The 22,425-nt window shown below is 73.0% G+C and carries 20 protein-coding genes; 8 read left to right on the forward strand and 12 right to left on the reverse strand.

The features are described from left to right. Both IEZ03_RS37465 and IEZ03_RS02315 read right to left on the reverse strand, forming a co-directional pair. A partial coding sequence (locus IEZ03_RS37465; RefSeq protein WP_373293518.1) for a type I phosphomannose isomerase catalytic subunit occupies positions 1-332 on the reverse strand: 332 nt, incomplete at its 3' end. A 355-nt stretch (positions 333-687) separates the two neighbouring features. Further along, the gene (locus tag IEZ03_RS02315; RefSeq protein WP_184882565.1) at positions 688-1,884 is read right to left on the reverse strand and encodes an MFS transporter; all 1,197 of its coding nucleotides are present in this window, start codon (positions 1,882-1,884) and stop codon (positions 688-690) included. Between the two features lie 105 nt (positions 1,885-1,989). Between IEZ03_RS02315 and IEZ03_RS02320 the strand changes: the two genes are divergently transcribed. The 4 genes from IEZ03_RS02320 to IEZ03_RS02335 all read left to right on the forward strand — a co-directional run bounded on the left by IEZ03_RS02320 (position 1,990) and on the right by IEZ03_RS02335 (position 5,665). Continuing rightward, positions 1,990-2,499, forward strand: coding sequence for an Lrp/AsnC family transcriptional regulator (locus IEZ03_RS02320; protein ID WP_184882563.1), 510 nt, complete (start codon positions 1,990-1,992; stop codon positions 2,497-2,499). A 207-nt stretch (positions 2,500-2,706) separates the two neighbouring features. Then, positions 2,707-4,368: an AMP-binding protein gene (locus IEZ03_RS02325; RefSeq protein ID WP_229807939.1), complete on the forward strand. Its 1,662-nt coding sequence runs from the start codon at positions 2,707-2,709 to the stop codon at positions 4,366-4,368. Positions 4,369-4,404: 36 nt separating this feature from the next. Further along, positions 4,405-5,316, forward strand: coding sequence for a phosphotransferase family protein (locus IEZ03_RS02330; RefSeq protein WP_229807940.1), 912 nt, complete (start codon positions 4,405-4,407; stop codon positions 5,314-5,316). Between the two features lie 67 nt (positions 5,317-5,383). Beyond that, positions 5,384-5,665 (forward strand): TFIIB-type zinc ribbon-containing protein, encoded by a 282-nt coding sequence (locus tag IEZ03_RS02335; RefSeq protein WP_184882559.1) that lies wholly within the window; start codon positions 5,384-5,386, stop codon positions 5,663-5,665. 119 nt (positions 5,666-5,784) lie between these two features. On the opposite strand, the gene IEZ03_RS02340 is transcribed toward IEZ03_RS02335, so the two are convergent. Both IEZ03_RS02340 and IEZ03_RS02345 read right to left on the reverse strand, forming a co-directional pair. Continuing rightward, a complete protein-coding gene (locus IEZ03_RS02340; protein ID WP_184882557.1) occupies positions 5,785-8,337 on the reverse strand; it encodes a polynucleotide kinase-phosphatase in 2,553 nt (850 codons plus the stop codon). Continuing rightward, on the reverse strand, positions 8,334-9,743 hold the full coding sequence (locus IEZ03_RS02345) for a 3' terminal RNA ribose 2'-O-methyltransferase Hen1 (protein WP_229807942.1): 1,410 nt from the start codon (positions 9,741-9,743) through the stop codon (positions 8,334-8,336). Before IEZ03_RS02345 ends, IEZ03_RS02340 begins: the two co-directional genes overlap by 4 nt. A gap of 106 nt (positions 9,744-9,849) precedes the next feature. Between IEZ03_RS02345 and IEZ03_RS02350 the strand changes: the two genes are divergently transcribed. Next, positions 9,850-10,680, forward strand: a complete 831-nt coding sequence (locus tag IEZ03_RS02350) for a TIGR02452 family protein (protein WP_184882553.1) — start codon at positions 9,850-9,852, stop codon at positions 10,678-10,680. A 102-nt stretch (positions 10,681-10,782) separates the two neighbouring features. Here IEZ03_RS02350 and IEZ03_RS02355 read toward each other — a convergent pair whose 3' ends face one another. Further along, positions 10,783-11,709 (reverse strand): LLM class F420-dependent oxidoreductase, encoded by a 927-nt coding sequence (locus IEZ03_RS02355; RefSeq protein WP_189241146.1) that lies wholly within the window; start codon positions 11,707-11,709, stop codon positions 10,783-10,785. 31 nt (positions 11,710-11,740) lie between these two features. After that, complete coding sequence (locus IEZ03_RS02360; RefSeq protein ID WP_184882549.1) at positions 11,741-12,280, reverse strand: hypothetical protein; 540 nt, start codon at positions 12,278-12,280, stop codon at positions 11,741-11,743. A 213-nt stretch (positions 12,281-12,493) separates the two neighbouring features. Here IEZ03_RS02360 and IEZ03_RS02365 point away from each other — a divergent pair, with 213 nt between their 5' ends. Further along, positions 12,494-13,519 (forward strand): DUF1906 domain-containing protein, encoded by a 1,026-nt coding sequence (locus tag IEZ03_RS02365; protein ID WP_184882547.1) that lies wholly within the window; start codon positions 12,494-12,496, stop codon positions 13,517-13,519. A 24-nt stretch (positions 13,520-13,543) separates the two neighbouring features. Here IEZ03_RS02365 and IEZ03_RS02370 read toward each other — a convergent pair whose 3' ends face one another. Genes IEZ03_RS02370 through IEZ03_RS02380 form a run of 3 tightly spaced genes read right to left on the reverse strand, consistent with a single transcriptional unit; the run spans position 13,544 to position 18,149 of the window. Next, positions 13,544-14,728 (reverse strand): GNAT family N-acetyltransferase, encoded by a 1,185-nt coding sequence (locus IEZ03_RS02370; protein WP_229807943.1) that lies wholly within the window; start codon positions 14,726-14,728, stop codon positions 13,544-13,546. 54 nt (positions 14,729-14,782) lie between these two features. Continuing rightward, positions 14,783-16,123, reverse strand: a complete 1,341-nt coding sequence (locus IEZ03_RS02375) for a class I SAM-dependent RNA methyltransferase (protein WP_184882546.1) — start codon at positions 16,121-16,123, stop codon at positions 14,783-14,785. Continuing rightward, positions 16,116-18,149, reverse strand: coding sequence for an APC family permease (locus IEZ03_RS02380; protein ID WP_184882544.1), 2,034 nt, complete (start codon positions 18,147-18,149; stop codon positions 16,116-16,118). Before IEZ03_RS02380 ends, IEZ03_RS02375 begins: the two co-directional genes overlap by 8 nt. 145 nt (positions 18,150-18,294) lie before the next feature. Between IEZ03_RS02380 and IEZ03_RS02385 the strand changes: the two genes are divergently transcribed. Together IEZ03_RS02385 and IEZ03_RS02390 are read left to right on the forward strand one after the other, a co-directional pair. Then, complete coding sequence (locus IEZ03_RS02385; protein WP_184882542.1) at positions 18,295-18,960, forward strand: potassium channel family protein; 666 nt, start codon at positions 18,295-18,297, stop codon at positions 18,958-18,960. Then, on the forward strand, positions 18,960-19,613 hold the full coding sequence (locus tag IEZ03_RS02390) for a potassium channel family protein (protein WP_132043710.1): 654 nt from the start codon (positions 18,960-18,962) through the stop codon (positions 19,611-19,613). The genes IEZ03_RS02385 and IEZ03_RS02390 overlap by 1 nt, the downstream gene beginning before the upstream one ends. Before the next feature lie 30 nt (positions 19,614-19,643). Here the strand turns inward: IEZ03_RS02390 and IEZ03_RS02395 are convergent, their stop codons facing one another. From IEZ03_RS02395 to IEZ03_RS02405, 3 genes are all read right to left on the reverse strand, one after another. Beyond that, positions 19,644-20,348 carry a DUF3159 domain-containing protein gene (locus IEZ03_RS02395; RefSeq protein WP_373293504.1) on the reverse strand — a complete coding sequence of 235 codons (705 nt, stop codon included), beginning with the start codon at positions 20,346-20,348 and terminating at the stop codon, positions 19,644-19,646. A gap of 26 nt (positions 20,349-20,374) precedes the next feature. Further along, on the reverse strand, positions 20,375-20,785 hold the full coding sequence (locus IEZ03_RS02400; protein ID WP_184882540.1) for an OB-fold nucleic acid binding domain-containing protein: 411 nt from the start codon (positions 20,783-20,785) through the stop codon (positions 20,375-20,377). Positions 20,786-20,914: 129 nt separating this feature from the next. After that, on the reverse strand, positions 20,915-22,279 hold the full coding sequence (locus IEZ03_RS02405) for an FtsX-like permease family protein (RefSeq protein ID WP_229807944.1): 1,365 nt from the start codon (positions 22,277-22,279) through the stop codon (positions 20,915-20,917). Between the last annotated feature and the right edge of the window lie 146 nt (positions 22,280-22,425).

Raw genomic sequence — 22,425 nt, forward strand, 5'->3', positions numbered from 1 at the left:
TCCTCGGCGGCGAATCCGGCTTCGGCCTGCGCCATCGTCGGGTGCACCTGGAGGGAAAGAGGTTTCTCGACGGCCAGCACCTTGAGCAGGTAGGGCAGCGCCGGCCCGAAGCGCTTCACCGAGGCCGCGCCCAGCATCGCGACCGGGTCGTCGTCGATGAGCACGTTCAGCGGCGTCCCGTCCACCGACGACGGCGCCGCCGGATGCGCGCCCGCCCACAGCTCGGCCTGCGGGCCCCCGGTCGGCTCGGTGCCGAGCAGCCAGGGCAGCGCGGTGGACGACCCCCAGTCGTACGGGCGGATCGGGGTCGTCAGCGGCATCGGCGCGGTCATGGGGCGCGCACCCGCGGCGCGGTGGCGCGGCCCCGCGGCCGGTGTGTTCCCGTGTGCAGCGATGGCCGGTCCCTCCTTGATCCGTCTGCTCAGGGTAGAGGGCGCGGTGCCCCATGGACTCAGCCACCGCGGCTCGACCGCTCCGGCCGGGGGGGTTCGCGCCGCCCGCTCCAGTCTGCATCGGCCCGGTGCCCGGCGAGCCTTAAGATGGGCCGGGGGGTAAACGTGGGCAAGCACAACAAGCCGGCGACACGCGGCTGCCCCGGCTGCAAAGGGACCGGCACCAGCACCGCGACCGGGGAGACGTGCAACGTCTGCCGCGGCACCGGCCGCATCTGAGCCCCTCCGGGCTCCTTCATCCAAGCCCTTCAGACCCGTCCGGGGACGGCGCGCGATCGGGGCGGCGCTGGCTCGCCGTGCTCAGCAGGGCGATGACGCAGGAAGCCCAGGCGAGGGCCGCGTACCCGCCGGCCGACAGCACGACGGTCGACAGCAGGCCGGCCGCCGCCGCGATCATCCAGACGGCGGCGTCGACCGCGCCCTCGACGTGCGGCCGCACCGGCTCCGGCAGGTCCCGCGCGAGGCGGCCGCTGCCGCCGACGAAGCACAGGTTCCACCCGTACCCGAGCAGGAACAGCGCCACGGGACGCCCGAGATCGCCCGTGGCGACCGCCGCCAGCGCCGTGGACACCGCCAGCGTGAGCAGGCCGGCGACGATCACCGGGCGGGTGCCGAACCGGTCGGCCAGGCGGCCGGTCACCGGGGACAGCGCGAACATGCCGAGGGTGTGCGCGGAGAGCGCCATCCCCACGGCGCCCAGGCCGTCGCCGTGCATGTGCATGTCCAGCGGCGCGGCGGTCATCACGGCGACCATGACGACCTGCGCCGTCACCATCGCGGCCAGCGCGGAACGCGCGACGGGCGTGGTGACGAGCGTGCGCAGCGGCGGCGGTGCGACCCGCCGCACCGTCCCGCCGCGCGGCGCCGCGGCCATCGCGGCCGCCGCGGCGGCACAGGTGACCAGGGCCAGCAGGAAGGGGCCGGTGAGCGCCGGGAGGCCGAAGCGGCCGGCGGCGGCACCGGCCGGATCGAGCAGCAGCGGGCCGCCGACCGCCCCGGCGGCCGCGGCCCACACCACGAGCCCGATGGCGAAGCCGCGCCGTCCGGCGGGGTGCAGATCGGCCGCCGCGTAGCGGGAGAGCTGGGCGGCGGCGTTGCCGAGCCCCAGCAGCAGCATTCCGAGGCACAGGCCGGCGATGTCGCCGTGCGCCACGGCCACGGCGGCGAGGCAGGCCCCCGCGGCCGCGGCCGCGTAACCGAGGACGAAGGTGCCGCGGCGGCTAGTCCGGCTCATGAGCCGGGTCAGGAGCAGGGCGCCCAGGCCGGTCCCGACGATGCCCGCCGTGACGGGCACGCCTCCCCACCCGGCGCCGAGCCGGTCGGCGACGACGAGGGTGCCGGTCGCGCTCGTGACGGCCATGGACGCGTTCATCAGGGCGGTACCGGAGCACAGGGCGGCCATCGGACGCGACCGCTTCGCATGGAGGAGCATCCCTTAACGTTAGAAATCATGATCTGCGAAAGGAATGGGCAGATCCTGGTCTTCATCCGCTTCCACCGCTAGTTTGAAAGGCATTTCACCGGAAGGGCCTTTCATATGAATCGGGAACTCGACGAGACCGACTGGCGGATCATCGGCGAGCTCCAGCGGGACGGCAGGCTGTCGTTCAACGCGCTGGCGCGGCGGGTCGGCCTGTCCTCCCCGGCGGTCGCCGAGCGGGTGCGCCGCCTGGAGGAGTCCGGTGTGATCACCGGCTACGGGGCGCGGGTCGATCCGGCGCGGGTCGGGCAGCCGCTGACGGCCTTCGTGCAGATGCGCTGCGCCCTCGGCCGCTGCCTGCTGAAGACGACCGAGGCCGAGGACCTGCCGGAGGTCACCGAGGTCCACAAGCTCAGCGGCAACTGGTGTTCGATGCTGAAGGTGCGGGTGGCGTCGATGCCGCATCTGGAGGGGCTGCTCGAACGGCTCGGCGAGCACGGCGAGATGAACTCGCACATCGTGCTGTCGACCGCCTACGAGGGCCGTCCCGTCGAGCCGCCGGTGCCCGGCGCCCGCGCGGTCACCGCCTCCGCGGGCTGGACGCGCGGGCGGGAGCGGCCGTCGTGAGGGAGCTTGCGGGCCTTCGCCGGGCGTAGGCGATGCAGTATGTTCGGGGCCCCGGGTCTCGTCCCGGCCGCGCGGTCCGCCGCGGGGCGGGGGCGGATCTAAAGATCTTGAAGCGGCGGCGCGGACGCCCGATTGATGATTGAATCGTATTCTATGTGGCACTCGTCACAACGATCTGCTCCGTGGCGGCGGTCGTATCAGCCCGGTGTGCCCGGCGATCTCAACATCCCCGACATCCCGGTCACCCAACTCCTCGACGACGCCGCCGAACGCTACCCGCGCCGGCCCGCGCTGATCTTCTTCGGCCGGGAGATCTGCTACCGGGACCTGCGCGAGGCCGTGGACAGGTTCGCCGACGGCCTCCACCGGCTCGGCGTCCAGCCGGGCGACCGGGTCGCGCTGATCCTCCCGAACTGCCCGCAGCAGGTCATCGCGTTCTTCGGCGTCCTCCGCCGCGGCGCGATCGTGGTGCAGCACAACCCGCTGTACACCGAAGAGGAGATGCTGCATCAGCTCGCGGACTGCGGCGCCAGGGTGGCGGTGGTGCTGGATCGTTCCTGCGCCACGGTGAAGGCCGTCCAGTCCAAGCTGCCCCTTGAGCACCTCGTGGTGACGTCGCTCATCGACTACCTGCCCACGTCCCGGAAGATCGCGCTGCGGCTGCCGCTGGTGCAGATGCAGCGGCGGCGCGCGGCCATCACCGCGGACGTCCCCCCGGACCCGCGCGTCGTCCCGTTCAAGGAGCTGCAGCGGGTCCCGCGGCGGCGCGTGACCCAGCTGCCGCTGGAGCCGTCCCGGCATCTGGCGGCCATCCAGTACACCGGCGGGACCGAGGGGCGCCCCAAGGGCGCGATGCTGACGCACCGCAACCTCATCGCCAACGCGTGCCAGCAGCACGCGTGGGACGTCGGCGGGCGCCCCGGCGCGGACGTGACGCTGGCGGTGCTGCCGCTGTTCCACTCGTTCGGGCTGATGAGCTGCCTCGTCGCGCCGATGATGACGGGCGGGGCGGTGGTGCTGCTCCCCCGCTACGACGGCGACCGGGTGCTCACCGCGATCCGCAAGTACCGTCCGACGATCTTCCCCGGCGTCCCGACGCTGTACGAGAAGGTCCTGGACAGCCCGCGCTTCCAGCCCTCCGACCTGCGATCCCTGCGCGTCTACATCTCGGGCGCGATGGGGCTGGGGCAGGGCACCATCGACCGGCTCGGCCGGCTGGGCGCCCGCGGGCTGATCAACTGCTACGGGCTGACCGAGGCGTCCCCGGCCGTCGCGGGCAACCCGCTGGACGGCCGGGCCCGGAACCTGACCGTCGGCCTGCCGCTGCCCATGACCGACGTCGTCATCGTCGACCCGGAGCAGCCGACGAAGGTCCTGCCGCCCGGCGAGCCCGGCGAGCTCGTCGTGCGGGGGCCGCAGGTGTTCGTCGGCTACTGGAACGCGCCGCTCGCGACCGCGCAGGCGCTCTCGAAGGGCTGGCTGCGCACGGGTGACATCGCCGTGATGGACGAGCAGGGTTTCATCACCATCCTGGAACGCCTGCGCGACATGATCAAGGTCAGCGGCTTCACGGTCGCCCCGAGCGAGGTGGAGAAGGTCCTGCGGCGCCATCCCGCCGTCCACGACTGCGCCGTCGTCAGCGTCCCGGACCCCCGGCGCGGGGAGCGCATCATCGCGCACGTGGTGGAGCACCCCGCGTACCCGTTCTCGGCGGACGAGCTGCGGCGGCACTGCAAGCGCTACCTCTCGCACTACAAGGTGCCGGACGAGTTCCGCCCGCGCACGGATCTGCCCCGCAGCCTCGTCGGCAAGGTCATCCGGCAGCGGCTCCGCGACGAGGTCCTCGACTCCTCCGCTCAGGCGACGTAGCCGGGCGCGGCCCGCGCCGGGGTGTTTACTGGGCGGGTGCACATCCAGACCGTCCAGCCGGAGCTGTTCGCCCGGCTCGTCGAGATCGGGCGCGGCTCGGCCGGCGGCGCGCCGGCCCCCACCCCGGAGGGGGTGACGCTGTACGACCGGCACGGGGTGCTGGTGGTCCGCGTCGGGGACGTGGTGGTGAAGGCGCACCAGGCCGACCGCGACCACGGGCCGCGCTTCCTGGAGCGGATACGGCTGGCGGGCACCCTGCCGCGCGTCCTGGTCGGGCCGCTGGGGCTCCCGCTGAGCGTGGACGGCCGGACGGTCACGGTCTCCCCCTTCGGAGAGCCGGTGGACCCGCAGGGCGACCTCCCCTGGGAGGACGGGGCACGCCTTCTGGCGGAGCTCCACTCGGCGGCGGTTCCGGCCGGTGCGCCGTCCTGGGGGCGTCCCGCCCGCATAGCGCGCCTGGTCTCGCGCCTGGCCGACGGGCCCGCCGAGGACGAGGTCCGCCGGGCGTTCGCGACCCTCCCCTCCTGGATACGCGGGGAGTGCGAGGAGCCGCCCGGGACGGCGGAGCGCCTCATCCACGGGGACTGGCATCTCGGCCAGATGGTCCGCGCCGCGGACGGGCGGTGGCGGCTCATCGACATCGAGGACCTCGGCCGAGGCGATCCCGCCTGGGACCTGGCCCGGCCCGCGGCGCTCTACTCGGCGGGCGTCCTGCACCCGGAGGACTGGAGCCGTTTCCTGGGCGCGTACCAGGCCGCGGGCGGCCCGGCCGTGCCCGCCGCCGGCGATCCATGGGAGGACCTGGACATTCCGGCGCGAAGTCTTGCGATCCAGATAGCCGCCACGTGCGTCATATCCGCCAGAAGGGAAGATCGGCCGCTCGATGAACCGGAGCAGGCGATGGTCGACGCCTGCGCGAGAATATCCGCGGCGGGGGACACGGCATGACGTGGCGCGGAACCTGCCCTACATTTAGCCTCTACCTGGGGATCCACACCGGAAGGATGACAAGGCGATGCACTGCCCTAAGTGTCGTGGCGTGATGCGGACCTACACCCGCAGCGGCGTCCACATCGAGCAATGTGACAGCTGCCGGGGGATCTTCCTCGACTACGGCGAGCTCGAGGCCCTGAGCAACATGGAGTCGCAGTACCGGGCGGCCCCGGCGCCGCCGCCCGCCGCGGCACCGGGATGGGGCGCGGGCGCCCCTACCCCGGCGGTGCACCACCATCACCACGGTGGGCACCATGGCTACCGCCGTCAGCCGGGCGTGTTCCACATGCTCTTCTCGACCTGAGCCGCTTCCCGAGCCGCTCTTCTGAGAGTCGGCCGGGTAACGGCCTGCGCGGCCCGCCCCCTCGGGAGCCCCCAGGTGGCGGGCCATGTGCGCTGCGTCCATCCGGAGGGCCGCGCCCCTCAGAGGCGCGGGTCGACGGGCTCGGATTCGAGCGCGAGGACGGCGAACACGGCCTGGTGGACCCGCCACAGCGGCTCCCCGCCGGTGAGCCGGTCGAGCGCCTCGGCGCCGAGCGCGTGCTCCCGCATCGCCAGCGACCGCTTGCGGCCGAGCGACCTGCCCCGCAGCCGGTCGAGGTTCGCGGGCTCGGCGTAGTCCGGGCCGTAGATGATGCGCAGGTACTCCGGGCCGCGGCACTTGACTCCGGGCTGGACCCGCCGGTCCTCCGGGAGCGGGCCCAGCGGCTTGACGACCATGCCCTCGCCGCCGGCCGCGGTGAGCCTCTCCCACCAGGCGGTGACGGCGGCCTGCGACTCGGCCGAGGCCAGGTCGGCGGTCACCGAGGCCGTCGGCCGCAGGAGCCCGCCCGGGTCGTTGTCCGCCAGCCGCTCCGCCATCGCCAGGTGCCACTCGTGGTCCCGCTCGGCGGCCCACGAGCGGCCCTCCCCCGCGAGGATCTGGAACGGCGCGAGGCGCAGCCCGGTCAGGCCGTCCACCGTCCAGCAGTAGCGCGCGTAGGCGTCGCGGAAGCGCGCCGCGTTCGCGGCGCGCCGGTCGATGCGCTCGCGGAGGTCGCCGAGATCGAGCCCGCGTCCGTCCGCGCGTGCGAGGACGCCGGACGCCATCGGCAGGGCCGCACGGGCCGCGGCGCCGGTCGCAGCGTACTGCGTGCGGATGAGGTCCATGGCCTTGGCCGACCACGGCATCAGCTCGGCGTCGAGGACGAGCCATCCGGTGTCCAGCTCGTCCCAGAGGCCGGCCGCGCCGATCGCCGCGCGGAGCCGGTCCAGCACCTCCGCCGTCCGGGACGGGTCACGGAAGAAGGAGCGTCCCGTGCGGGTGTACAGGGCGCCGGTCGTCCCGTCCGGCACGCCGAACCGGCCGGCCGCCACCGACGCGTCGCGGCACACGACGGCCACGGCCCGCGAGCCCATGTGCTTCTCCTCGCACACCACGCGGGCGACGCCCTTGTCCCGGTACGCGGCAAGGGCCTCGGCCGGGTGCTCCAGGTACCCGGTCAGCGACGACGTGTCGGCGGGCGCCATGGTGGGCGGCAGGTAGACGAGCCAGCGCGGGTCCACGGCGAAGCGGCTCATCACCTCCAGCGCGGCGAGCGCGTTCTCCTCGCGGACCGCGACGCGGCCCATCAGCCGGGTCTCGACCCCCTGGTTGCCGAGGACGTCCTCGATGTTGAGGATGTCGTTCTCCCGATGAGCGGCGCCGGGCCCCGCCGGGGCGGTCAGCGGGCGCGCCGGCTCGTACCAGACCTTCTGGGCGGGGACGGACACCAGTTCCCGCTCGGGGTAGCGCAGCGCGGTCAGCTTCCCGCCGAACACCGCGCCGGTGTCCAGGCAGATCGTGTTGTTGACCCATTCCGCTTCCGGGACGGGCGTGTGCCCGTACACGACCATGGCCTTGCCCCGGTAGTCACGCGCCCACGGGTACCGGACGGGCAGCCCGTACTCGTCGGTCTCCCCCGTGGTGTCGCCATAGAGCGCGAATGACCGGACACGTCCGGACGCACGACCGTGGTACTCCTCCTTCAGCCCGGCATGGGCCACGACGAGGCGTCCGCCGTCCAGGACGTAGTGGCTGATGAGCCCGTCCATGAAGCGCAGCGCGCCGTCGCGGAACTCCTCGGCCTCGGCGGCGAGCTGCTCCATCGACTCGGCGAGCCCGTGCGTGAGGCGCACCCTGCGTCCGCGCAGCGCACGCACGAGCTTCGCCTCGTGGTTGCCGGAGACGCAGAGCGCGGCGCCCGCGGCGACCATGCCCATGACGAGGCGCAGCACGCCCGGCGAGTCGGGGCCGCGGTCGACGAGGTCCCCTACGAACACCGCGGTCCGCCCGCCGGGGTGGCTCGCCCCGGCGGCGCGTCCCGCCGCGTCCCGCTCGATCTCGTAGCCGAGGCCGGCGAGCAGGTCCTCCAGCTCCGCGCGGCAGCCGTGGACGTCGCCGACGACGTCGAACGGGCCGGTCAGCTCGCGCCGGTCGTTCCACGCCTTCTCGTAGGCGATCGTCGCGGCGTCGATCTCCGCGACGCCGCGCAGCACGTGGACGCGGCGGAACTCGCGCTCCAGCGTCCGCATCCCGCGCCGCAGCTCGCGCCGCTGCCGCGGGATGACGTGGGCGGGCATGTCCCGGTCCGGGCGGGCGGCGTTGCGTTCGGCGGCGACGCCCTCGGGGACGTCCAGCACGATCGCGACCGCCCGCACGTCGTGGTCCTTGGCGATCTGGAGGAGCGACTGGCGCGCCTTGCTCTGCACGTTGGTCGCGTCCACGACCGTGAGGAGGCCGCGCCGCAGCCGCTTGGCCACGATGTAGTGCAGCAGGTCGAAGGCGTCACCGGTCGCGGACTGGTCGTTCTCGTCGTCCGACACGACACCGCGGCAGTAGTCGGACGACACCACCTGCGTGGGCTTGAAGTGCTTGCGCGCGAAGTACGACTTGCCGGAGCCGGTCACGCCGACCAGCACGACGAGCCCCATGTCGGGAACGCGGATCTCGGTCATCGGGTGAACACCCCCATCTGCGTCGGCGCGCCGACCTCAGGGTCCTCGGCGCCGACGGGAACGTGCCGGACGCGGTAGCCGTGCGCGGCGGCGACGCGGCCGGCCCACGCGCGGAACTCGTCCCGCGTCCATTCGAACCGGTGGTCGGGGTGGCGCATGGCCCCGTGCGCGAGCCCCTCGTACCGGACGTTGTGCTCGGCGTTCGGGGTCGTCACCACCACCACGCGGGGCGAGGCGTCCCCGAACACGACCCGCTCGATCGCGCCGAGGCGCGGCGGGTCGACGTGCTCGATGACCTCCATGAGCACGGCCGCCTCGTAGCCGCGGAACCGTGCGTCGGCATAGGTGAGCGCGCCCTGGAAGACGTCCGTGACGCGGTCGTTCTCGCGGCGCGGCCGCTTGTCCCAGCCGAGCCGCCGCCACGCGTGGGTCAGCGCCCGGTGCGAGACGTCGGCGCCGGAGATCTCGCTGAAGAAGTCGTCCTTCGCCAGCCGCGAGATCAGTTTCCCGGAGCCGCATCCAAGGTCGATGACGCGCCGGGCGTTCTCGTCGCGCAGCGCTTGCACGACGGCCTGGAGGCGGTGTTCGGCCAGCGAGACGGACTTCTCGTCCGCCTCCGCCGGCGGCTCCTCCTCCACCTCGGCGGGGTCGAGGGCCTCGTCGGTCGCGTCCTCGGCGTCGGCGAGGCGTCCCAGCGCGGTGCGCACGAGACCGCGCCGGTTGGCGAGGTAGCGGCGGGTGATGGCCGCGCGGTCGGGGTGGGCGGCCAGCCAGCCCTCCCCCGCCCGGATGAGCTTGTCGACCTCGTCGGGGGCCATCCAGTAGTGCTTGGCGTCGTCGAGGACGGGCAGCAGCACGTACAGCTGGTTGAGCGCGTCGGCGAGGCGCAGCGTGCCGGTGAGCGTGAGCGTCACGTAGCGGGAGTCGCCCCACTCGGCGAACTCCGGGTCGAGCGGGACGGGCACGGCCGACACCTCCCAGCCCAGCGGCCCGAAGAACCGCCCGGCCTGCGCGGCCCCGCCGCGGCACGGCAGCGCCGGCAGGACGATCTCCAGGGGGATCGGCGTCTCCGCCAGTTCTGGGCGCAGGTCGCAGCGGCCGCGCATGGCGGTGCGGTACACGTTCGCCATCGCGGACGCCAGGAGCGACGAAGCGGCGTAGGGCCGGTCGTTCACGTACTGGCCGAGGGAGAAGTCCGGGGTGCCCCTTCCGCGCGTGCGCACGAGCTTGACCGGATCGACGTCCAGCAGCAGGGCGGCCGTGCACTGCTCGTCGTCCGCGTCGGGGTAGAAGACGTGCGCGGTGCCGAAGGACTGCTCGAACCGCTGCACCCGGTCAGGGTGCTTGTGCAGGAGGAACCCCAGGTCCGTCGCCCGGCTCATCCTGGTGTTGATCGTCAGAAGCACCCCACGAGTCTGGCGGACCGCGCCGGATCTCCCCATTCGTTTTCCGGCGGACGATCACGAAAACGGTTTGCCCGCCATTCCCGGCGTCGAGAGACTTTGCAGCGATATGAGCAGACATCCCCGCCGGATGACCGCGCAGGAGACCGTGGCCATCATGGAACGCGGCGACTACCCGGCGCCCTCCGGACGCACCGTGCCGATCGCGGACAGCCTGGCGCGGGCCGTCCAGGGCACCGTCCTGTACCGGCCGGACGAGCTGGACGGCCTCCTGGAGCGTCTCCCCGCCGCCGGCCCCGGAACGGACACCCGGGTCGAGGTCACCGGCGAGACCACCCTCGCCGCCGCGCGCCGGCTGCGCGCACCCGGAAAGGTCCCGTTCGCGCTCAACTTCGCGTCCGCGAAGAACCCGGGCGGCGGGTTCCTGAACGGGGCGCACGCCCAGGAGGAAGGGCTGGCCCGCTCGTCCGGGCTGTACGAGTCGCTGCGCTCGGCCAGGGAGTACTACGACTTCCACCGCGCCCAGCGCGACCTCCTCTACAGCGACCACATGATCTACTCGCCGCGCGTCCCGGTGTTCCGCGACGACGCGGGGCGGCTTCTGGAGGAGCCGTACGAGGTCACCTTCCTGACGTCGCCCGCGCCCAACCGCGGCGCGATCCGCGACGCCGAGCAGGCGGCGCGCATACGGGACGTGCTCGACCTCCGCGCTCGCAAGCTCCTCGCCGTCGCGCTCGCCAACGGGCACGGGCGGCTGGTCCTGGGCGCCTGGGGCTGCGGGGTGTTCGGCAACGACCCGGCGGAGGTGGCCGAGGTGTTCGCCGAGCAACTGCTGCCGGGCGGGCTGTTCGCCGGCCGCTTCGAGCACGTCGTCTTCGCGGTCTGGGACACCGCCAGGGGCGCCCCGAGGCACGCGGCCTTCCAGACCGCCTTCGCCTAGCGCGGTCTCGGCAAACCGTTGACTTGCGGCGTGTTGTTGTTATGGAGCGCTTCATAACAACAACACGCCGCAAGTCAACGAAGGCGGTGGGGCTTCAGCGGGTTAGAGCTTTGCCTGGACCTCGGCGGCCAGCAGCTCCAGGTGGTCCAGGTCCTGCATGTCCAGGAGCTGCAGGTAGATGCGCTCGGCGCCCAGTTCGCCGAAACGGCCGATCTTGTCGACCAGCTCGCCGGGCGTGCCCGCGAGGCCGTTCTCGCGCAGCTCCGGCACGTCCCGCCCGATCGCGTCGGCGCGGCGCCGCAGCTCGGCCTCGTCCCGGCCGCAGCAGGCGACCTGCGCGGCGGAGCAGACCGGCGGCCTGGCCCGCCCCGCGTCGGCGCACGCCGCGCGGACCCGCTCGAACGCCTCGCCGGTCTCCCCCACCTGCTTGAACGGGACGTTGTACTCGTCGGCGTAGCGGGCGGCCAGCCGCGGCGTCCGCTTCGCCCCGAACCCGCCGATGATGATCGGCGGGCCGCCCGCCTGGGCGGGCTTGGGCAGCGCCGGCGACTCGACGAGCGTGTAGTGCTCGCCGCTGAACGCGAACGTCTCCCCGGCGGGCGTCCGCCACAGCCCGTTGAGGATCTGGACCTGCTCCTCCAGCCGCTCGAACCGCTCCCCCAGGCTCGGGAACGGGATGCCGTAGGCGGTGTGCTCCTGCTCGAACCAGCCCGTCCCGATGCCGAGGTCGACCCGTCCGCCGCTCATCTGGTCGACCTGCGCGACGGCGATCGCCAGCGGTCCCGGATGCCGGAACGTCGCGGCCGTCACCAGCGTGCCGAGCCGGATGCGGCTGGTCTCCCGGGCGAGCGCGCCCAGGGTGATCCAGGAGTCGGTCGGGCCGGGCTCGCCCGTGACGTCGCCCATCTTGACGAAGTGGTCCGAGCGGAAGAACGCGTCGAAGCCGAGGTCCTCCGTCGCCTTGGCGACCGCGAGCTGGGTCTCGTAACTCGCCCCCTGCTGGGGCTCGGTGAAGATCCGAAGTCTCATGGTCCCATCTTGCTACCCGTATGGACTCGCCCTAGCCGCCCCTCGGCCCACCGTCACGGACGGGCCCGGGCGCCGCGGCGCGGGCCGTCGCCGGAGCCGCCTCGGTCGTGAGGAGGCCGGCGGCCTTGGCCACGCGCACCGCGGGGAACCTGCGGGTGACGCGCGCCTTGCCCCAGGTCACCGTCCCGCGTGCCGAGATCTTCTGCCCGGCGTCGGCCCGCCTGGACACCTTGGCCTTGATCGCGCCCTTGACCTTCTGGCCCTTCCTGACCGTGCCGAGGCGGCAGACGACCTTCCGTCCCTTCGACCGGCAGTGCCTCGTGCCCGTCACGAGCTCCAGCGATCTCGGCATGGTCATCCGGAAGACGGCCTTGCCGGACTTCGCCGGGCCCTTGGCCAGCATCTTGAACGTCCATGCGTAGGTGCCCCCCGGCAGGACGTCCTCCTTGGGCGAGGCCGTGCGGAGCGCCACGCCCGCGTCGGCGTGCGCCCCGGTCGCCATGGGCACGAGGCCCAGCAGCGGCGCGGCCGCCAGCAGGACGAGACCGCGCTCCTTCCATGTCACGATCACGATGAGACCTTCCGTGGCCGTCGGTTTTCCCGGACCCGTCCGTTGTAGCGAGCGACCGGCCGTTCTCATAACGTCATGTCGGCGTGTCGCCACAGACAGTCACGGCTCACTCGGACGTGCGTTTCCCGAACCTTCCAATGGAATCTCCTGCGCCCTTCGGGGCACACACTGTTGAATCGGCAATGACCCCCCAACCGATCATGGAGCCCACCGATGGCTGTCTTCGGCGTCGACTACTCGTGGGGCCGTCCCGGCGTGGCCGCGCTGAAACGCGCCGGGGTGAAGTTCGCGTGCCGCTACCTGTCGCACGACACGTCCGGCAAGAACCTGACCCGCGCGGAGGCCGAGGAGCTGTCGGACGCGGGCATCTGGGTGGTGGTCGTCTGGCAGAACACCAAGACCGGGCCGCTGGGCGGCCGGGCCGCCGGGGAGGCCGACGCCAGGAACGCCGCCCGGCAGGCCGAGGCCTGCGGCATGCCGGACGGCAGGCCCATCTACTTCGCCGCCGACTGGGACGCGTCCGCGAGCCAGCAGGACGCGATCAACGCCTACCTCGACGGCGCGGCGAGCGTCCTCGGCCGCCGCCGGGTCGGTCTCTACGCCGGCTACGGGCCGATGAAGCGCGCCTTCGACGCCGGGAAGACGACCTACGGCTGGCAGACCTACGCCTGGTCGGGCGGCCGCTGGGACTCCCGCGCACAGCTCCAGCAGTACCTCAACGAGCAGACCATCAACGGCGCGGCCGTCGACTACGACCGCGCCATGGCAGACGACTACGGGCAGTGGCGCGTCGGCGTCTCGCCCGAGGGAGACGACATGCCCGACTACGTGTCCGTCGGCACGACCACCGAGCAGCGGCTCGCCCCCGGAGTGTGGACGGACGTCAACTGGGAGACCGAGTACTCCGACCAGCACCACCAGCACTGGAACCAGGGCGGCTCCAGCGTCCTGACCGGATCCGCCCGCTACAGCCTCACCGTCGGCGCGACGGTCACCGGCGTCCCGGCGGGCACCCTCGTCCAGGCCCGCGTGGTGGAGGTCAACATGGACGACACCAGCAATTTCGAGGTCGGCCCCATCCAGGACTTCGTGTCCGTCGGCGACAGCACCAACCTGGTCTACGGGCTGGCCGCCGACACCGTCCGGGCGAACCACCGGGTGCGGTTCCAGCTCGTCCAGCACGGCACCGCCGACGCCGCCGTCACGAGCGGCAGCGCCAAGGTCTTCTTCTGGAGATAGCGGTCCGGGCGGCCCGCGGACGCCTCAGAAGTCGTCGTTCATGTACGGGGCCAGCGGGACGGCCAGCGCCGCGTCCAGCCGGGCCGCCGCGCCGGGGGTGTGCTCGGTGACCACGCCGACCCGGACGAGGGTGGCCGCCCGCGTCCCGCCGAGGTAGACGGCGGCCAGGTCGGCGGCGGACAGCGTCAGGTCCGGTTCCCCGGCCGTCCGGTCGCAGGCGGGTGCGGTGCCGGTGGCCAGGCGCCAGCGGCCCTCGTTCGCGGGGACGCGGTCGTCGCGGACCTCCAGGACGAACGTGTCCGCGGTGGCCCAGGAGCGGGCGGCCAGCGCGCCCGGGACGTCGATGAGCCGGAGCCAGATCGCCCCGGCGTCGTTCTTGATGACGACCTGGTCCGGGTCGGCCGCCATGTGCGGGAGCAGCTCGTCCACGGGACGGTTCGTGGCCTGGACGCGCCTGGTCAGGTCGATCGACGCCAGATACCGCCAGAGCGCCGCCTCCACCGCCGGCGTCTCGGCGACGAGGTCGACGACCCGGACCGTCCCCTCCTCGTTGGTCCGGTAGACGGCGTAGCCCGCCGGGTGGACCACGACGCGCGGCTCGGTGAAGCCGGGGGCGGTCTCGGGGTCGGCGGCCGGCAGGATGCCCCGCCGCCACCACTCGTCGTCGCGGACCAGGCCGCCCGGCCGGGCGGCGAGGGCGCGCATGTGCATGGGCCCGAGGACCTCCGCGGCGGAGTCCGGATCGACCAGCCGGAGCGGACGCTCGTCGGGGACGGTGCGGAGTTCGAGCGGCCGGGAGGAGTCGACCTCCAGGGTGATCGCCCGGGTGGCGAGGCCGTACCCGTACCGGCCGTAGATCGCGCCCTGCGAGGCCCAGAGCACCGCGACCGGGCGGCCCGCGGCGGCCGCGTAGGCGTGCATGCGGTCCATCATGGACGTGAGGACGCCGCGCCGCCGGTGCGTGGGCAGGACGCCGACGTACGTGACCGCCGAGCAGTCGAGGAACGCGCCCGGCACGGCGAGCCGCATCGGGATGGCCGCGACCTGCCCCGCCAGCGCCTCGCCGTCGTAGGCGCCGATGCGCTCGGCGCGGCGGACCCGCCACCCGTCGCGCTCCTGCTCGCTCTCGATGCGCACGTGGAACACCAGGCAGGCGAGGTCGACCATGCGGCCGACGTCCGACTCGGGGATCTCCCGGATTTCGATCACGGTTCCCACGTTATGCCGTCCCGCAACCCGTTTTCGGAATGCCCGGCTCCCGGATCAGCCGCGGATCAGGGTGGCCAGGCACTCCACGTGCTGGGTCATCGGGTAGGCGTCGAAGGCGCGCAGGGTCTCCAGCGTCCAGCCGCGCTCGCCGAAGTAGGCCAGGTCGCGGGCGAGCGTGGCGGGGTCGCAGGACACGTAGGCGATTTTGCGGCCGGCGAGCCGGGTGATCTGCTCGACGACCTCGCGGCCGGCGCCCGCGCGGGGCGGGTCGAGGACGACGACGTCGGCGCGGCGGACGCGCTCGCCGCCCTGGTGGCCGCCGCCCCGCTTGTTCTGCGCGCGGGACCCGCCGCCGGACGCGCGGCCGAACTCCAGCTCCGCGACGACCTCCTCGACCGGGCCGCGCTCGATGGACACGTTCGGCAGGTCGCGCAGGTTGTAGCGGGCGTCCCGGACGGCCTGCCCGTCGGACTCGACGCCGACGACGAGCCCGTCCGGCCCGATGCGGTCGCCGAGGACGCCGGCGAACAGCCCGGCGCCGCAGTACAGGTCGAGGGCGATGTCGCCGGGCTTCGGCTCCAGGGCCTCGACCACGGCGTCGGCGAGGAGCTGCGCGGCACCGGGGTGGACCTGCCAGAAGCCGCTGCCGCTGACCTGGTACAGCCGCCCGGAGACCTCCTCGCGCACGTAGGGCAGGCCGGAGCCCGGCTCGGGCTTGCCCCGGACGAGCCGGACCGGCACGTCCAGCCGCGGCACCCGGATCTTGCGCCGGTCGCGGCCGCGCAGCACGACCAGGCGGTCGCCGGTGGACGCGGAGACGATGCCCTCCACGCCGGACGCGCCCGGCCAGCGCTTGCGTTCGATGCCCATCAGCTCCACGCCGGGGTGGGCGATCAGGCACTCGTCGATGGGCTCGATGTCGTGGGAGCGGTGCTTGCGCAGCCCGACGGCCCCGGACGAGACCGCGAACTGCACGCGGGTGCGCCAGCCGAGCCCGGGCGGCGGCATCACCTCCGAGTCCACCGGGTAGGGGACCTCCTCGACGGTCACCGTGCGGGTGATCCCGGCGAGGCGCTGCAGCTGCTCCTCGACGACGGCCGCCTTCAGCGCGCGCTGCGCGGGCAGCGAGGCGTGCTGCCAGTCGCAGCCGCCGCAGCGTCCGGGGCCGGCGAACGGGCACGGCGGCTCGACCCGGTCCGGCGACGCCTCGATGATCTCCACGGCGTCGGCGCGGAGGAAGTTCTTGGTGCGGTCGGTGATCCGGGCCCGCACCCGCTCGCCGGGCAGGGCGTGCCGGACGAAGACCACCCGGCCCTCGTGCCGGGCGACGCAGAAACCGCCGTTGGCGACGTTGCCGACTTCCAGTTCCAGGACGTCGGGCTCCAGTTCAGTCACGGTCCGAAACACTACCGCCACCGTGGCGCGCCCCGGCCCGCGGCGGACGCCGGGACGAGCCCGGCACGGGCGGCTCGACCCGCCCCTTGAGCCGGTCGGAGGACTGCAGCTGCCACGCGACGCTGGTCACCATGACGCCCGGCTGGAACAGCAGCCTGCCCTTGAGCCGCAGGGCGCTCTGGTTGTGCAGGAGCTGCTCCCACCAGTGGCCGACGACGTACTCGGGGATGAACACGGTGACGACGTCGCGGGGGCTCTTGCGCCGGACGCTCTTGACGTAGGCGAGGACCGGGCGGGTGATCTCCCGGTACGGCGAGTCGAGGATCTTCAGCGGGACGGGGAGGTCGAGCGCCTGCCACTCGTCCTGGAGCCGCTGGGACTCCGCGGCGTCCACCGCCACCGTGACCGCCTCCAGTGTGGAGGGCCGGGTGGCGCGGGCGTAGGCGAGGGCCCGCAGCGTCGGCTTGTGGATCTTGGAGACGAGCACGATGCCGTGGTTGCGCGCGGGCAGCGCGACGTCCTCTCCGGAGGGCACCAGTTCCTCGGCGACCCGGTCGTAGTGCTTCCTGATCCCCTTCATCACCAGGAATAGGACCGGCATCGCGATGCAGACGATGTAGGCGCCCAGCGCGAACTTGCTGATCAGCACGACGGTCAGCACGATGCCGGTGAGGGTGGCGCCGAACGCGTTGATGCCCCGGGAGGTCTTCATGCGGCGGCGCTGCGCCGCGTCCCGCTCGGTGGCGAGCAGCCGGTTCCAGTGCCGCACCATGCCGATCTGGCTGACGGTGAACGAGATGAAGACGCCGACGGTGTAGAGCGGGATCAGGGCGCTGACGGACGCGTCGTAGGCGTAGATCAGCAGCCCCGCCATGAAGGCGAGGATGATGATGCCGTTGCTGAGCGCCAGCCGGTCGCCGCGGGTGTGCAGCTGGCGCGGCAGGTAGCGGTTCTGCGCGAGGACCGAGCCGAGGACGGGGAACCCGTTGAAGGCGGTGTTGGCCGCGAGGAAGAGGATCAGCGCGGTCATGATGGCGACCAGCGCGAACCCGAGTTCGAAGTTGCTGAACACGGTGTGCGCGACCTGAGCGATCACCGGTTCGGCGTCGGTGACCTCCGTGCCCGTGGCCGGGTCGATCAGGTGGCTTCCGTGGCCGGGTTCGGAGAACTTGGCGTCGGTGAGGTAGGCGAACGTGGTGACGCCGCCGAACATCGTCATCGACACGAGCCCGAGGAGCAGCAGGGTCGTGGCGGCGTTCTTCCCCTTCGGCTTGCGGAACGCCGGAACCCCGTTGCTGATCGACTCCACGCCGGTGAGCGCGGCGCAGCCGGACGAGAACGCCCGGAGCAGCAGGATGACCAGCGCGAAACCGGCGATGTCGGTCTCGTCCCCGCGCAGCTGGTAGTCCGCGGTCTCGGCCTTCAGCTCGGTGCCGGCCAGCAGCCGCACCAGGCCCCACACCAGCATGCCCAGAATCGCGATCATGAACAGGTAGGTGGGGACCGCGAACGCGATTCCCGCCTCCTTGAGGCCCCGCAGGTTGGCGAGGGTGAGCACGATGAGGACGCCGACCGCGGCGAGGACCTCGTGCGGCTGGATGAACGTCAGCAGCGCCCCGAGGTTCTCGATGCCGGACGACACCGACACCGCCACGGTCAGCGTGTAGTCGACGATCAGCGCGCTCGCGACCACGACGCCCCAGTTGCTCCCGAGGTTGGTGGTGGCGACCTCGAAGTCGCCGCCGCCGCTCGGATAGGCCCGGACGTTCTGCCGGTACGAGGCGACCACCGTCAGCAGGACCACCACCACGGCCGCGGCGACCCAGGGCGTGTACTTGTACATCACCAGGCCGCCCGCCGCGAGGGCGATGAGGATCTCCTGCGGGGCGTAGGCCACCGACGAGAGGGCATCGCTGGCGAAGACGGGCAGCGCGATGCGCTTGGGCAGGAGTTGCTCGTGCTGCTTGGAACTGCTCAGCGCGCGGCCAAGGAGCAACCGCTTCGTCAGGTCGGGAACCTTGGACACGAAAGGAGACTCTAGCCGCCGCCCGGGCCGCGCCTCGCAAGCACCGCGGGGACCTGGTTGGGTAGTACTCCCCTGGGCGGATGTGTAGTTTTGCAGCCCGGCAGGGACGGGGGGAACGGCCCCCTGGACGGAAGAGGGAACGGCCGTGCATATCGTGATCATGGGCTGCGGGCGCGTCGGCTCGACGCTCGCCCACATCCTTGAGGACCAGGGCCATTCGGTGTCCATCATCGACCAGAACCCGGAGGCGTTCCGCCGGCTGCGCAGCGGGTTCCGGGGCCGCCGCATCACCGGGTTCGGGTTCGATCGCGACGTGATCGCCGAGGCGGGCATCGAGCGCGCGTCGGCGTTCGTGGCCGTCAGCAGCGGCGACAACTCGAACATCATCTCGGCCCGGGTGGCGCGCGAGACGTTCGGCGTCGACAACGTCGTCGCCCGCATCTACGACCCGCGCCGCGCGGAGGTCTACCAGCGCCTCGGCATCCCGACGGTGGCGACCGTCCGCTGGACCGCCGACCAGATCCTGCGCCGGCTGCTGCCCGAGGGCGCCGAGCCGCTGTGGCGCGACCCGACCGGCGCGGTCGTCCTCGCCGAGCTGGACTCCGGGCACCTGTGGGTCGGCGAGAAGGTCGGCGCGCTGGAGGAGCACGCCGGCACGCGGGTGGCGTTCCTGTCGCGGATGGGCGAGGCGCTCGTCCCCGACCGGGCCACGGTGATCCAGGACGGCGACATCGTGCACATCATGGCCGGCTCGGACGACGTGGAGCGGGTGAACGCCGCCGTCGCGGCACGGAACGGGGAGGACGCCTGATGCGGGTCGCGATCGCCGGGGCGGGCGCGGTGGGCCGCTCCATCGCCCAGGAGCTGCTGGAGAACGGGCACGAGGTGCTCCTGATCGACAAGAACCCCAAGGCCATCAAGGTCGAGATGGTGCCGCGGGCGGAGTGGCTGCTCGCCGACGCCTGCGAGATCTCCGCGCTGGACGACGCGGCGCTGGAGCGCTGCCAGGTCGTGGTCGCCTCGTCCGGGGACGACAAGGTCAACCTCGTGGTGTCGCTGCTCGCCAAGACCGAGTACGGGGTGCCGCGCGTGGTGGCCCGGATCAACCATCCGAACAACGAGTGGCTGTTCAACGAGTCGTGGGGCGTGGACGTGGCCGTGTCCACCCCGCGGCTGCTGTCCGCGCTGGTGGAGGAGGCGGTGAGCGTCGGCGACCTGGTCCGGCTGATGACGTTCCGGCAGGGCGAGGCCAACCTCGTCGAGCTGACGCTGCCGGAGGACGCGCCGCTCGGCGGGCAGCGCGTCGGCTCGGTGGCCTGGCCCCGCGACACCGCGCTCGTGGCGATCCTGCGGGAGGGCCGGGTGCTCGTGCCGACCCCCGACGACACGCTCGAACCGGGCGACGAGCTGATGTTCGTCGCCAGCCAGGACGTCGAGGACGAACTGGCCGAATTGTTCTCCTGAGCGGCACCCTCGGCGGTCGGGCCCCGGGGGTCAGGCGGTTCGGCCGCGCTCGATCGGGGTGCGGCCGCGTGCGAGGAGCCACACCATGGCCGCCAGGGCCGCCACCTGCAGCGGCCAGCCCATCGCGATCTTGGCGGCGCCGAGCAGGCCGCTCTGGTCGCCGTCGGCGAGGTAGATCGGGTACTGGACGGCCACCCGGGCGACGCAGGGCAGCAGCAGCAGCCAGGTGAGCCGGGAGCAGAGCTTCACGATCCCGGGGTCGCGGCGCCACGCGGTCGGGTCGCCGGTGACCGAGCCGATGATGAAGCCGACGACCGGCCAGCGGACCATGATGGAGAAGAGCATCGCGGCGCCGTAGCCGGCGTTCAGGATGATGCCGGGCAGGAACGCGTCCTCGGCCCGGCCGGAGCGCAGCGCGAAGAACGCGGCGATCGCGATGCCGATGAGGCTGTTCATGACGAACTGGGGGTTGGACCGCTGCGCAAGGCGGACGCCGAGCAGCACCACCGCGGCGGCGACGCCGGCGATGACGGCGAGCCGGACCTCCTCCAGCAGCACGTAGGTCCCGGTGAAGGCGATCACGGGGACGGCGGCCTCGACCATGCCGCGGACGCCGCCCAGCGCCTTGCTCAGCTGGGCGCGCACGGCCGCCTCGACGGTGTCGTGGGCGGCGCCGTCCGGCGGGGTGGTCTCCGTGTCCACGCCGCGCCCTCCGCCGTCTTCCCGTTCGCTCACATCGCACTCCCGGCCGCCGGCGCGTCCTACGGACCGCCGCGGAGCTCGTATCGCGGATTGAAGATGACCTTGCGCCCGTCCTGCACGCTCACCAGCCCTTCGGCGCGCAGCATGCGACCCGGGTCGATGCCGGCGATCCGGCGGCGGCCGAGCCAGACGAGGCTGATCACGTCGGTGCCGTCGTAGAGCTCGGCCTCCAGGGCCGGTGCGCCGCCCCGCGGACGGAGCGTCACCGTACGCAGCGTACCCGCCACCCGGTGCCGCCTGCGCTCGCCGCACTCGGTGATCGGCGTCGCGCCCTCGCCGCCGGCGGTCTTCTGCAGCTCCTCGGCCTCGAGCTCGGCGTTGCTCGACGCCACCCGGCGCAGGAACCGCCGCAGGCCGCCTCCGCCGCGCTCGCGCGGCCCGCGCCCGGCGCCCGGCGAAACCTCGTCCATGACTCGAAGCGTATGGCATCCCGGTACGAATCGGACCCCTCGCCTCCCCCCTTCCACCGCCCGCCCGCGGGCGCGCCGGAGCCCTCCGCGGGGCGGTCCCGCGGAGGGCCTCCTGGCGGAGGCGGAGGCTCAGCTCAGTGCCGCCTCGACCGCCGGGACGCGGAGGATGCGGCGGGTCGCGCCGTAGGCCGTCGCCCCGGTGAGGACGGCGGCGAGCGCCACCACCCCGAGGTAGGTCCACACGCTCCCGTCCGGGGTGAGCGAGTCGCGCCGGGCGAGGCCGAACGGCACGATCGTGAAGACCGAGGCGACCGTCCCGCACACCACGCCGGTGCCGGCCACGACCGCCGACTCCAGCGCCGCCAGGCCGAGCACCTGCCGAGGCGTGGCGCCCGCGAGCCGCGTCTGGCCGAACTCGCGGCGGCGGTGCGCGGTGCCCGCGATCAGCGTGTTCACCAGCATGATCGCGGTGAACAGCACCACCATCCCGATGACGACGAGGTTCAGCGTCTCGATGTCCTTCTGCTCAGCGGTCTTGCTCAGCCCGGCCGCCGCCGTCGCCGCGTTCTCCGTGGCCTGCAGGAAGAGCGTGCCGACCGCCGTCCCGACGAACAGGATCACCGGCGCGGCCGCGGCGGCCATGGCGCCCGTCCGGCGGCGCATGACGGCCGCCGCGAGGTCGCCGGTCGACCCGCCCAGCCGCCGCACCGGCCCGGCGAGCAGCGCCGTCGCGCGCCGCATGATCGCGGGCGCCAGCAGCGCCAGCCCGATCGCGGCGAGGATGTCGGCCTGCCCGGACGTCGCCATCGCGTCCATGCCCCTGCCGTCCATCACCGTCACCGTGATGACCGCCTGGTTGGTCGCGACCAGCAGGAACAGCACCGCGAACACGATGCGCCGCCGGCTCGTCCGCCCGGTCTCGGCGGCCGCGGCCGCGAGCGACTCGGCCGCCCTGATCCGGGTGGCGCGGCGCGCGGTGATCAGCGCGGCGGCGGTCGCCGACACGAACATGATCCCGATGCCCATCGCCGGCGCGACGGGCCCGAACGCGTGCGGGACCTCCGCCGGGACCTGGCCGGTGTCGTGCAGCATCCGGAGCAGCCCCCGGCCGATCAGCAGCGCGGGGACGACCCCGAGCAGCGCCGCCGCGACGGCCAGGCCCGCCGCCTCACCGACGATCATCCGCGCGAGCTGCGCGGGGGTCGCGCCGACGCTCTTCAGCAGCGCGATCTCCGCGGCCCGCTGCCGGACCGACAGGGTCATCGTGGAGGTGACCGCGAAGACCACCAGCAGCAGGCCCCAGCCGCCGACCACGTACGCCATGATCTCCAGGGTCTCGCGGGCCTGGCCGGTCGCGCCGCCCGCCGCCGCGGTGTCCAGCATCGAGGCGAAGGCCATGATGATCGCCGAGCCGAGGAACATCGCGAGGAAGCTCGCCGCGAACGCGCCGGTGCGCCGGCGCAGGGAACGCATCGCCAGTCCGAACACGGTCACGCCCCCGCCATCGTCCGCTGGCGCTCGACCTCGTCGGCCAGGTGCGTCATCCGCTCCGCGACGGCCTCGGCGGTCGGCGCGGCCTGGTGGCCGACGATCCGCCCGTCCGCCAGGTACAGCACCGCGTCCGCGAAGGACGCGGCGAC

The sequence above is a fragment of the Actinomadura livida genome, assembly GCF_014648675.1.
GTDB classification, from domain to species: domain Bacteria; phylum Actinomycetota; class Actinomycetes; order Streptosporangiales; family Streptosporangiaceae; genus Spirillospora; species Spirillospora livida.